Source organism: Actinoplanes sp. KI2, assembly GCF_025630775.1.
GTDB lineage: Bacteria > Actinomycetota > Actinomycetes > Mycobacteriales > Micromonosporaceae > Actinoplanes.
Window position 1 is genome coordinate 133,315 of record NZ_JAOSZE010000024.1, and the last position, 11,110, is coordinate 144,424.

General features: G+C 68.8%; 9 protein-coding genes. 2 read left to right on the top strand and 7 right to left on the bottom strand.

The genetic code is table 11. The features are described from left to right. Nucleotides 1–40 precede the first annotated feature (40 nt). Nucleotides 41–508: an Hsp20/alpha crystallin family protein gene (locus tag ODJ79_RS25460; RefSeq protein ID WP_263026089.1), complete on the bottom strand. Its 468-nt coding sequence runs from the start codon at nucleotides 506–508 to the stop codon at nucleotides 41–43. Between the two features lie 112 nt (nucleotides 509–620). Here ODJ79_RS25460 and ODJ79_RS25465 point away from each other — a divergent pair, with 112 nt between their 5' ends. Further along, nucleotides 621–1,274 carry a hypothetical protein gene (locus ODJ79_RS25465; protein WP_263026090.1) on the top strand — a complete coding sequence of 218 codons (654 nt, stop codon included), beginning with the start codon at nucleotides 621–623 and terminating at the stop codon, nucleotides 1,272–1,274. Between the two features lie 368 nt (nucleotides 1,275–1,642). Here ODJ79_RS25465 and ODJ79_RS25470 read toward each other — a convergent pair whose 3' ends face one another. The 6 genes from ODJ79_RS25470 to ODJ79_RS25495 all read right to left on the bottom strand — a co-directional run bounded on the left by ODJ79_RS25470 (nucleotide 1,643) and on the right by ODJ79_RS25495 (nucleotide 9,825). Next, a complete protein-coding gene (locus ODJ79_RS25470; protein ID WP_263026091.1) occupies nucleotides 1,643–2,422 on the bottom strand; it encodes a glycoside hydrolase family 75 protein in 780 nt (259 codons plus the stop codon). 127 nt (nucleotides 2,423–2,549) lie between these two features. Beyond that, the gene (locus ODJ79_RS25475; protein ID WP_263026092.1) at nucleotides 2,550–4,631 is read right to left on the bottom strand and encodes a PQQ-dependent sugar dehydrogenase; all 2,082 of its coding nucleotides are present in this window, start codon (nucleotides 4,629–4,631) and stop codon (nucleotides 2,550–2,552) included. Beyond that, complete coding sequence (locus ODJ79_RS25480) at nucleotides 4,628–6,748, bottom strand: discoidin domain-containing protein (RefSeq protein ID WP_263026093.1); 2,121 nt, start codon at nucleotides 6,746–6,748, stop codon at nucleotides 4,628–4,630. The genes ODJ79_RS25475 and ODJ79_RS25480 overlap by 4 nt, the downstream gene beginning before the upstream one ends. A 9-nt stretch (nucleotides 6,749–6,757) precedes the next feature. Further along, complete coding sequence (locus ODJ79_RS25485; RefSeq protein WP_263026094.1) at nucleotides 6,758–7,585, bottom strand: carbohydrate ABC transporter permease; 828 nt, start codon at nucleotides 7,583–7,585, stop codon at nucleotides 6,758–6,760. Beyond that, nucleotides 7,582–8,526 (bottom strand): carbohydrate ABC transporter permease, encoded by a 945-nt coding sequence (locus ODJ79_RS25490; protein ID WP_263026095.1) that lies wholly within the window; start codon nucleotides 8,524–8,526, stop codon nucleotides 7,582–7,584. Before ODJ79_RS25490 ends, ODJ79_RS25485 begins: the two co-directional genes overlap by 4 nt. A gap of 3 nt (nucleotides 8,527–8,529) precedes the next feature. Further along, nucleotides 8,530–9,825 carry an extracellular solute-binding protein gene (locus tag ODJ79_RS25495; RefSeq protein WP_263026096.1) on the bottom strand — a complete coding sequence of 432 codons (1,296 nt, stop codon included), beginning with the start codon at nucleotides 9,823–9,825 and terminating at the stop codon, nucleotides 8,530–8,532. A 243-nt stretch (nucleotides 9,826–10,068) separates the two neighbouring features. Here ODJ79_RS25495 and ODJ79_RS25500 point away from each other — a divergent pair, with 243 nt between their 5' ends. Further along, on the top strand, nucleotides 10,069–11,109 hold the full coding sequence (locus tag ODJ79_RS25500) for a LacI family DNA-binding transcriptional regulator (RefSeq protein WP_263026097.1): 1,041 nt from the start codon (nucleotides 10,069–10,071) through the stop codon (nucleotides 11,107–11,109). Nucleotide 11,110: the final 1 nt, after the last annotated feature.

Genomic DNA, 11,110 nt, shown 5'->3' on the forward strand with positions numbered 1-11,110 from the left:
TCGGGGTTTCGTCCGAGGGGCCGGGCACGCGCGGTAGGGGTCAGGCGTTGATCGCGGTGGACTTGCTCGCGTTGATCGCGGTGGGCTCGCCGGCGTTGACCGCGATCTCGACCTTGCGGGGCTTGGCCTTCTCCGACACCGGGATCCGTACGACCAGCACGCCGTTGTCGTAGCCGGCCTGAATGTGTTCGGTGTCGAGCGTGTCGGACAGGATCAGCTGCCGGGAGAACACCCCGAGCGGACGCTCGGAGGCCTGCAGCTGCGCGTCCTTACCCAAATCGAGGGGGCGGCGCTCGGCCTTGACCGTCAGCACGTTGCGTTCGACGTCGACATCGATACTGTCGGGGGCGACGCCGGGCAGGTCGAACGCCACGATGTACTCGTCACCGGTGCGGTAGGCGTCCAGCGGCATCGCGACCGGCCGGGACCAGGTCCCCGACTGCGGGTCGCCGAGCAACTGCCGGGCCCAGCGGTCCATTTCCTGGAACGGGTCTGTGCGCACCAACATCGTTCCACCTCCATCGTACGAATTCCTGGTGTCAATGCGCTCACCAACCGTTGTAGCATGTCGTCCAAACGATGACAAGTAGAATGTCACCTAGAGGATGACGAGGTGGCTCATGAGACGTCCCGACCCAGCTGATCACCAGACCGGCCTGGCACAACCACCGGCCGCGAACACAGCCGAATCCACGACCCGGCAGGCGACCTTGGCCGCCCTGATCACCCTGCGGGAACTGCGCGACCGGCTGGACGCCCTGGAACCCCAGCTCATCGCCGCCGCCCGCACCGCCGGAGCCAGCTGGGCCGACCTGGCCCCCGCCCTCGGCGTAGCCAGCCGGCAAGCCGCCGAACGCCGCTACCTGCGCATCCGCCGCACCACCTACGACGACACCGGCGCCACCGGCGACCAACGCGTCACCGCCGAACGCGACCGCCGCGCCGGCACCCGCGCCGTCGCCGACTGGGCCCGCACCCACAGCGCCGACCTGCGCCGGCTCGCCGGCCAGATCACCGCCCTGACCGACCTCGAACCCCACGCCCAGCCCAGCCTCGACCGGCTGCACCACGCCCTCGGCGACGCCGACCCAGCCGCCCTGCTACCGCCGCTGGCCGCCACCCTGGAACACCTGCACAGCCGCCACCCCGGTCTCGCCGAACAGATCACCACCGTCGGCCACCAAACCGACCAGCTACGCCAAACCACCCAGCAACAACGCGAACACCACCGCGACCCCAGCACACCAACCGGCCGGCCCGGCGCCACCCCTTGAGCCCGCCACCGGCAGCCGGCCGTTCATGACCGTCGTCGGCGACATCGACGGCGGCCGAGTGGTCTTCAGGTTGTGCCGTCGGTGGGTGGCGGGGTCACGGGGTGCGGCTCGGCCTGATCATCTGCCCCGGCTACGCCCTGACCGCGACTGGCCGCTCGTCGTGCCCGCACAGACGCCGGCTGCGGAAGTGGTCGCGGCGGTTCTGGTCGGTGCGCTGGCCGGCCTCTACCCGGCACGCCGGGCGGCCCGGCTGACCCCGACCGAGGCCCTGGCCACGGCGCCGTAGCCGCGCACCGGGCCGGCCGGGGCCGGCCGACCCGGGCCGACCCGGGCCGGCCGGGCCGGCCGGGGCCGGCGATCTCGCCGGCCTAGAGACCCATGCTCGAGCCGAGGCTGTCCAGGGCCTTGGTGACCAGGGCCTGGGCGTTGGCGTTCAGGTTGGAGTTGCTGCCGTTCACGACCCAGGCCGAGCCGGAGAAGATCACCACGGTCACGCCGTTGTCGACGCCGCCGGTGGTGCCGCTGCTGGGGATGCCGAGCAGCGAGGCCGATTTCACCGACGCCTCGCCCAGTTCGCGGGAGTCGTTGTCCGAGGTGGTCTGGTCGTTGCCGGTCTGCGTGTCGCCGAAGATCGCACCGATGCACTTGCTCTGGTAGAACATCAGCGCGAACTGCCGGCCCTTGATGTGGTGCTCCTTGTAGAAGAAGTGCGGGCAGGGGGACTTGCGATCCCAGCAGTCGTCGCCCAGCACGTAGAACGGCACGTGGTGCGCGGCCAGCTGCTTGCCGTTGCTGTCCTGGAAAGTCGTCTCGCCCTGGTGGTCGGGGTCGGGATCCGGGTCGCTGCCGTCGTCGTCCACGGCCAGGCTCGAGGTGTAGGCGAAGACGCCTGACGTCACCTGGTACACGTTCACGTTCTGGGCCCGCGTCATGGTGTTGATGTGGGGTTTGGAGTTGACCTTCTTCGCCGTCGTCATGTTCTTCTTCACGCCCGCCAGCACCTGGGCGGGCGTGAACGAGGTGGCGGCCGAGTCGGCGTCGACGGCGGGGGGCGTCGTGGCGGCGTCGGCGTTCTTGATGGCGAGCGGCACGGTGAGCGCGAGGGCCGCGGCGGCTGCCGCAGCGAGGAGGGTACGAGGGGATGACATGGGGTACGCCTGTCCTTCAATTGTTAGTAAGACTGACTAACAGATCCAAGCATCAATGCCCGTCGGCCCGTAACAACCCTTAGGAAAATTTAAGATTGTCGATAATCCGCCGCGGGCGGTCTTGACGTCAGCCCGCGCCCAGGCTCACGTGCAGGATCACGTTGTTGCTGTTGTGCGGGACGCTGTCCTTGTCCCCGTCGTTGGAGGTGGCCAGCCACATGCCGCCGTCCGGGGCCGGTTCGGGGGTGCGTAGCCGGCCGTACGTGCCGTTGAAGAAGACCTGCACATCGGTCAGGCTGCTGCCGCTGATCACTTCGCGGTAGAGGCGGGTGCCGCGCTGGCAGGCGACGTAGAGGACGTCCCGGATGACGGCGATGCCGCTGCAGGAGCCCTGTGCCACCGGGTACGTGCGCTTCGGCTTGATGAAGCCGGCCGTGCCGCAGGTACCGGAGGTGCCTTCGCAGGACGGCCAGCCGTAGTTGCCGCCGCGCACGATGAGGTTGGTCTCGTCCATGATGCTGTTGCCGAATTCCTGCTCCCACAGCCGGCCCTGCGAGTCGAACGCGAGCCCCTGCACGTTGCGGTGGCCGTAGCTCCAGACCGCGTTGCCGAACGGGTTGTCCGGCGGGATGCTGCCGTTCGGGTTGATGCGCAGCACCTTTCCGTTGAGGCTCTTGCTGTTCTGCGCGTTGTCGCCGTTCTGGGCGTCGCCGGTGCCGGCGAACAGATACCTGCCGTCCGGGCTGAACCGCAGCCGGCCGCCGTTGTGGTACTTGTTGCGCGCGATCCCGCTGAGCAGGACCTGCTCGGTGCTCGTGGTCAGCGAGTCCGTCGACGGGTCGTACTTGATTCGTACGATCCGGTTGTCGGCCGGTGAGGTGTGCATGACGTAGAGCCAGTGGTCGGCGGGGAAGCTGACCGGGTTGATCTCCAGGCCGGTGAGTCCGCCCTCGCCGTCGGTGCTCTGCGTGTTCGGGACCGTACCGATGGTCTTCTTGGCACCGGTCCGGGGGTTGAGGTGGACGATCGCGTGCGAGTCCCGCTCGTTGAACAGGATCGTGCCGTCCGGCAGCGTCACCAGGCCCCACACGACGTCGTCGTCGGTGCCGACCTGGGTGACCGAGCAGATCGGCTGGTTGCAGGCTCCGCTCGGGGTGGTGACATCCAGTTCGGTGCTGGGGCCGCTCTCGTTCTTGTTGGCGTCAGACGCGGTCACGACCAGCTTGTACGTGTGCCCCGGGGTCAGCGCGCCGAGCGATGCGTTGGGCGCGTTGCCGCTGGAGGCCCCGATCTTGGTGCGGGGCGAGGCCGTCACGTCGTAGACGGTGTAGCCGGTCACGCCGGTGTCGTCGGTCGACGCCGTCCAGGCGAGCGCGACACTGGTGCTGGTGACCGAGGTGGTGTGCACGTTACCGGGCACGGTGGGCGGGCTGTGGTCGTCGGAGGCCGGGGTGGTCACCGAGAGCGTGCCGCTCGGCTGCGACACGTTGCCGGCGGCGTCGCGGGCGTTGACGTAGAACCCGTACGTCGTCTTGGGGTTGAGCCCGCCGCAGGTCGCGGTGAGGGTGCTGCCGTCGACGCTCGCGCACAACTGTCCGTCGTGATAGATGTCGTAGCCGGTGACCCCGACGTTGTCGGTGGCCGCCGTCCAGGCGATGGTGACGCTGCTCGGGGTGGAGCCGGCCGGCGTCGGGGTGCCGGGAACGCCGGGCGGGGTGACGTCGCCGGCTGCACCGTAGACCGCGAACTCCTGCAGCGAGTAGCCGTGCGAGGAGTCCGACCGGCAGCGTTTCGTGCCGTTCATCCGCACGTAGCGGCCGGTGCCGGACAGGCCGGTGCGGTTCTCCACCCCGCCCTTGCCCGCCGTGGTGGCGTAGATGGTCGTCCAGGTGACGTGGTCGGGCGAGGTCTGCACCTGGTACGCGGTGGCGCAGGAGGCGTCCCAGGTCAGCTGGACGCGGTGCACGGCGTAGGTGGCGCCCAGGTCGAGGTAGATCCAGGACGGGTCGACGTTCGCCCCGCTGGCCCACCGGGTGGCGGTGTCGCCGTCGTCGGCGTTCCTGGCCGGACAGCAGCCGCCCGAGGACGACGCGGTGGCGGGCTTGTTCAGCGACAGCAGCGCGTCGGCGGGGGCGGCCTGGGCGGCGGCGCCGCCGAGCGTCACGAGGATGAGTGCGGTAGCGGCCGCCAGGGTGGCACGTAGTCTCATCGGATCGTCACCGCATCGAGATCGGGCGCGTACGCGCTGGTATTTGAGAATTTGATCGTGTTGCTGCCGGCGTTGAGCGGGACCGTGACGGAGGCGGTGGCCGGGCTGTTGAAGTCGGTGCCGGTGCAGCTGACCGGGACAGAGGCGCCACCATTCACGCTCAGGTCGAACGAGCGGGTGCCGTTCACCTCGTACGTGATGATCAGCTCGTGGTTTCCGGCGGTCGCGGCGGTGAGGTTGACGATCTCGTAGTTGCTCGCGTTGTTGCCGATGAACCGCACCTTGGCGCCGCCCGAGCAGGCCGGGCACGAGGCGACGGCCGCCGCTCCGGAGAGGGTGTTGCCGGACGCCTCGGCCTCGACGGTGGCCGGCGGCATGCCGCCGCCCGGGTAGGCCGATCCCAGCCACATCTCGTCGATGCGCAGCTGCTTCGACGACGCGTAGACGCCGTCCACCTCGAGCCGCACATACCGCGCCGACTTCCCGATGTCGATGAACTGGGCGCCGCGGGCGTTCGGGAGGCTGCCCGACTTGACAGTGGCGTACGTGCTGTTGTCGTTGCTCGTAAGGATCTTGTAGTTCTTGATCCTGGCGGAGGAGCTCGCGGTCTGGGTGATCGTGTCCTCGCGCTGGTTGACCGCGAGGTAGGCGACGGTGCGGGCCGACCCCTGGTCGAGGGTGATCGACACCGGGGTGGTCTTGTTGCTGTCCCAGTACGTCAGGTACGAGCCGTCGACCAGGTTGGCCGCCGCGTGCCCGCTGGCCGAGGCCGTGGCGCTCGCCCGGACGCCGGTGACAATTCCGGTACGCCCCGACATCGTCACCTTGAGGACGGTGTCGTACTGGTCCCAGGTGGACACGCCGCTGATCGTCAGGAAGCCGTTGCCCTGGTTGAAGGTGATGGGCGCGCCGGTGCGCAGGTTGGTCACCGCGGACACCACGTAGCCGCTGTCGCGCAGCTTCACCGAGTTGCCCGAGGTGGGCTTGGTGACCACATGCACGTACTGGAGATCGGGGTTGGTCTTGTTGATGGTGGTGTATCCGTAGGCGCCGCTGCCGAAGTTGCCGCCCGGCATGCCGCCGTACATGAACCCGCCGCCCTCGTCGCCCCCGATCGATTCCCAGATCGGCGGGAGGTACGAGTTCATGAAGGTGTTGAAGTTGACCTGGTTCGCCGGGAACTGCCCGTTCACCTGGGCGGTCTCGGCCATCAGCGACTTCACCGACGATCCGGCGTTGGCGATGTACCGCCCGATGTTCAGGGCGTAATCCACCGCCGAGTTGGACCCGTCGTACCACCATGCGCCGGAGGACGGGAGCTTGTAGTCCGCCTCGGTCAGCCGGGGCTGAGCGGTGTAGTACGCCTGCGGCATGTCGTACGCCGGCGTCATCCCGGTCTTCTGCTCGTTGCTGATCATGTCCATGATCGGCGTGTCTTCGTTGTTGTTGCTGATGGTCATGTTCGGGTGCAGCTGGTAGATCTGCGGGTAGAGGTCGTGGTCGAGCCAGTACTGGTTGTCGTTGTCGATCCAGAACCCGTCGAGGGCCGGGTGGCTCCTCATCACGTCGAAGAAGTTGTCGTAGCTGTACTCGCCGAAGCCGTCCTGGGTGTCCAGGTCGACGGAGTGTCCCTTGTAGGAGGAGTACGCGGACGAATCCATCCACTCGTGGTTCCGGTAGTCGTGCCACTGGGCGTCGTTGGTCATGTAGAGGATCACCCGCAGGCCGGCCGCGTGCGCCGCGGTGATCAGCTCGCCCAGGAAGTCACGCTTGGTGCTGCACGTGCCGGGGATGCTCGACGGCCAGGCCCGGCCGTAGCCCAGCTTGCTGTGGAAGGTGGCCAGCGTGAGGTAGCCGGCGTGCAGCTTCCGGGCCTCGCTCACCCAGTAGCCGGCGTTCCAGCCGCCGCTGGTGATCGCGTTCTCCCAGGCCGAGCAGCTGGTGTAGCCGGGCGAGGTGAGCATGCCCCAGTGCAGGAACACCCCGGCGGTCGACGCGCGCAGGAAGTCCTGCCGCGGGTTGGTGAGGTCGGCGCGGGCCGGCCGGCTGCCGCCGAATCCGGCGAGTGCCGCCGCGACCATCGTGACCGTCGCGAGCAGGGTGAGCAGACGTCTCATGGGGGTCTCCTAACCTTTGGTGGCGCCGCCGGTGAGTCCCTTCACGAAGTGCCGCTGCAGGGCGAGGTAGAAGGCGAGCACCGGAAGCGTCGCGAGAAACATCAGCGCGAACACCGAGCCGAAGTCGGACTGGTACTGCCCGACCGCGCGGTAGACGCCGGTGGTGATCGTCGTGCCGCGGCTCGGGCCGAGGATGATCAGTGGGTCGATGAAGTCGTTCCAGATCCACACCCCGAGGAAGATCAGCACGCTGGCGCTGGCCGGCCGCAGCAGCGGGAAGACGATCCGCCAGAACACCTTGGCCGGGCTCGCCCCGTCGACCGTGGCCGCCTCCTCCAGCTCGATCGGCACGGTCCGGATGAAGCCGGAGAAGACGAACACGCCGAACGGCACGTAATAGCCGACGTTGAACAGCACCAGGCCCTGGAGGGTGCCCATCAGATGGCCGGCGCGCAGCACGTCGGCGATCGGGATGAGGATGACCTGCGGCGGGATCATCAAGCCGGCGAGCAGGACCAGCGTCAGTCCTCTGGCCCATCGCGACCGCGAGCGGGCCAGGTAGTGCCCGAGCATCGCCGACAGCACGGTCAGCGTCACCACCGACACCGACGTGATCAGCACGCTGTTGGTGAAGGACACCCAGAACAGCCGGTCCGGCCGGGTCAGCACGGCCGTGATGTTGTGCAAGGTCGGCGGCCAGGGCGGCGACGCCGGCGACCCGGAGATCCGGTCACCCGGCTTGAACGTGTTGGCCAGCACCAGGTACAGCGGAACGAAGAACAGCGCGCACAGGCAGGTGGCGACCAACGGGCGGAGCCAGGCGAATCGGCCGGTCACAGGTCCACCTCCCGGGCCCGCAGGATCCGTAGCGCCAGGGCGGTCGCGACCGCGACGATCACCAGCATCACCATCGCCATGGCCGAGGCGTAGCCGACGTGGTTGGCGTCGAAGCCGGTCTGCAGCACGTCGAACGCGATCGTGGCGGTCGTCCCGGCTCCGGGGCCGCCGTTCGTGATGACCTTGATGTAGTCGTACGTCTTGAAGGCCGAGATCAGCAGCACCACCGTGTTCACCGTCAGGGCCGGCGCGAGCAGCGGCCAGACCACGTGCCGGAACCGCCGTACCGGCCCGGCCTGGTCCAGCTCCGCCGCCTCGATCAGCTCCTGCGGGATGCCCTGGAGGCCGGCGAGGTAGACCACGACGCAGAAGCCGAGCATCTGCCAGGAGATGATCGAGGCCACCGCGTAGAGCGCGTACGCCGGGTCGGACAGCCATCCGGGCGGATCGTGCCAGCCGAGCGCGCGCAGCGCCTCGTTCACCGGACCGCCCGCGTCCAGCAGCCGCGACCAGACGATGCTGACCACCACCGAGCTCAGGATCACCGGGGTGAAGAAGACACTGCGCAGCGCGTTGTAGAACTTGCCGCGCCGGTCGAGCAGCAGCGCGATGCCCAGGCCGGCGACGTTGGGCACGACCGTCACGATCAGGGTCAGGATCGCGGTGACCCGCAACGCCGTCCAGAACTCCGGGTCGTGCATCAGCTCGACGTAGTTGCGCGGGCCGGTGAACCGGGTGGGCGGATTGAACGGATTGGCATTGGTCAGGCTGTAGCCGAAGCTCACCGCGATCGGCGCCAGCACGAAACAGAGGTAAACCGACACGCCCGGCGCCGCGAACAGGCCGAAGTGCCGGAGCCGGCCTCGTCTCGGGCGGGAGCGCGCCGGCCGGTCCGTCCGGACCGGGAGCGGCGGCGCCTCGATGGTGGGAACCGGCGACATCGCTCAGCGGCCTGCCTTCGCCCACTGGGCGTCCAGGTACGCCGCGGCCTGCGCGGCGTTCTTTCGGCCGGTGATGAGGTCCTGCGCGGCGGCGTCGACCTTGTCGGTCATGCCGGGCAGCAGCCCGTCGTCGGCCGTCTCCCAGCGGAACGCGTGGACCACCTCGTTCTTCACCACGGCCTGTTGGTACAGGTCGTAGCCGGCCCGGTAGACCGAGCCGACCGTGGCGGGCGGCGTGTATCCCTTGATGGCCGGGATCAGGCCGTCGGCCTTCACGGACGCGTCCAACTGGGTCTTGTCGAGCTGGAACCCCAGGGCGAACCGCTTCGCCGCATCGAGATTGGCCGCCTTGGCGCTGACGATCATGCCGCCGCCGGTGTACGCCGGGACCACGGTACGGCCGTCGTCGCCGGGCAGGTTGAACACGCCGATGTCGAACGCGTGGGGTTTGCTGTCGGCGTTGGCAGCGAACCAGTTGCCCATCGGGTACATGGCGCCCTTGCCGTCCAGGAACGCCTGCTCGGTCGCCGCGTAGTCGCGGGACACATCCGACGCCTTGAGGTACCCCTTGGCCGCGAGGTCGGCGAACTTGGCCAGCGCCGCGGTGAAGTCCGGGTCGGCGAACTTCACCGTCCCGGCCCGCCGTCTGGTCATCCAGTCCGGAGTCCTGCCGTAGACATCCACGCTCACGATCCCGTCGAGGATCATCGAGGAGGCAAAGGCGTCCTTGCCGCCGCCCACCACGAACGGCGTGTGGCCCTTGGCCTTCAGCGCCGCCGCGGCGGTCAGCAGCTGCGCCCAGGTGGCCGGCGTCGCGGTGACGCCCGCCTGGGCGAACATCTGCTTGTTGTAGTAGACCGGCGGGATTGTCTGCGTGTTGGCCGGTAGCTGGTAGTACTTGCCCTTGATCGGGTTGGCGGTCGGGTAGACGAAGTCCGCCAGCTCGCTCGGTGACCACGCGTACAGGTCGCCGGCCTCGGCGAACCCGGCCGGCGAGACGGCGATCATGACGTCCGGGAACTGGCCCGAGGTGAGCAGCTGCTTGGCGTAGTCGGTACGCCCGTCGGCGGTGGGCGACACCAGCTTGCGGACCTTGATGTCCGGGTTCTTGGCGGTGACCCGTTGGATGGCGGCGTCCCAGTAGGCGGGGGTCAGGTTCGGAGTCTCGAACGTGAGGAAACTGATCGCCTTGGGGCCCGACGAGCTGGACGGTTCCTTGACGCTGCACGCGCTGGTCGCGGCCGCGACGGCGACGGCGCCGCCGGCGGCGAGCAGGCCGCGTCGGGAGAGCGTGGTCATGAGAGGTGCCCTTCGGTAGGCGGAAGCTGCCTAATCGAGCGACATGCATGGAGTTGTCCTATGAACGCGCGTTCTTGGGGCGCGATGCGGAACGTACTCTCGGCGTCGAACCGCGGTCAAGAGATCGGCAATAAGCCTTACTAACTGCGTCGTTTGACAGGCCTCGGGTCGGCCTGAATGATGACGACAAAGCATGTACGCGCGTTCACGAGGAAGGGGTGGACCTTGGCGACGAGTGGGGATGTGGCACGTCTGGCGGGCGTCTCGCGCGCCACGGTTTCGCGCACCCTGTCGGGCAATGCGAGGGTCAGCGAGGAAACTCGGCAGCGGGTCGAGGCGGCCGCCGCCGTCCTGGGCTACGTGCCTGACGTGGCCGCGCAGTCGCTGTCCGGCGGACCGTCGCGGACCATCGCGGTCAGCTTCTTCGCCGACGACAGGTGGGCGCTGTCCCAGTTGACCAAGCCGAAGCACTACTTCTACCTCAACGTGCTGCGCAGCATCGAGGCCGCCGCGGCCGAGGCGGGGTACGACCTGCTGCTGCCGACCCGCCCGCAAGAGGCCGAGATCGGCAGCCAGAGCTACGTACGGCGACTGCGGGCGCGCCGGGTCGCCGGCACCATCATGGTGGCCTGCCCGCCCGACGATGTGCGGATCCTGGCACTGCTCGAGGCGCGGTTGCCGACGGTGTTCATCGACGCGGTGGCGTACGGACCGCGCGCCACCTGTGTCACCTCCGAGAACCACGAGGGCGCCCAGGCGGTGACCGGGCATCTGATCGAGCTCGGGCACCGGCGGATCGCCCGGATCACCGGCACCGAGACCGACCCGTCCGGCGGCGAGCGCCTCCGTGGCATCCGCGCCGCCCTCGCCGCCGCCCGGATCCCGGAGGACCCGGGCCTGCACCGGCGCTCGGACTGGTCCACCGAGGGCGCCTACCACGCGGCCAACGACCTGCTCGACGCCCGGCCCGATCTGACCGCGATCGTCGCCGAGAGCGACATGATGGCCATCGGCGTGCTGCGCGCTCTGCACGAGCACGGCCTACGGGTTCCGAAGGACGTCTCGGTCACCGGGTTCGACGACATCGACCTGGCGGCGTACGCCCTGCCGGCGCTGACCACCGTGCGGCAGGACACCGACGCGATGGGCAACGGCGCGGTGAAGGCGCTGCTCGAGTTCGTCGGCGACGATCCGGGCAAGACCGTCCGCGCGCCCGAGCCACTGCGCCTGCCCACCGAACTGATCGTCCGCAACTCGACGGCGCCGCCACGGGCCGCCAGGTAGA

Coding starts and splice junctions, on each gene's coding strand:
- ODJ79_RS25465 (WP_263026090.1), top strand. CDS start 621: ATGAGACGTCCCGACCCAGCTGATCACCAGACCGGCCTGGCACAACCA.
- ODJ79_RS25495 (WP_263026096.1), bottom strand. CDS start 9,825: ATGACCACGCTCTCCCGACGCGGCCTGCTCGCCGCCGGCGGCGCCGTC.
- ODJ79_RS25490 (WP_263026095.1), bottom strand. CDS start 8,526: ATGTCGCCGGTTCCCACCATCGAGGCGCCGCCGCTCCCGGTCCGGACG.
- ODJ79_RS25475 (WP_263026092.1), bottom strand. CDS start 4,631: ATGAGACTACGTGCCACCCTGGCGGCCGCTACCGCACTCATCCTCGTG.
- ODJ79_RS25460 (WP_263026089.1), bottom strand. CDS start 508: ATGTTGGTGCGCACAGACCCGTTCCAGGAAATGGACCGCTGGGCCCGG.
- ODJ79_RS25480 (WP_263026093.1), bottom strand. CDS start 6,748: ATGAGACGTCTGCTCACCCTGCTCGCGACGGTCACGATGGTCGCGGCG.
- ODJ79_RS25470 (WP_263026091.1), bottom strand. CDS start 2,422: ATGTCATCCCCTCGTACCCTCCTCGCTGCGGCAGCCGCCGCGGCCCTC.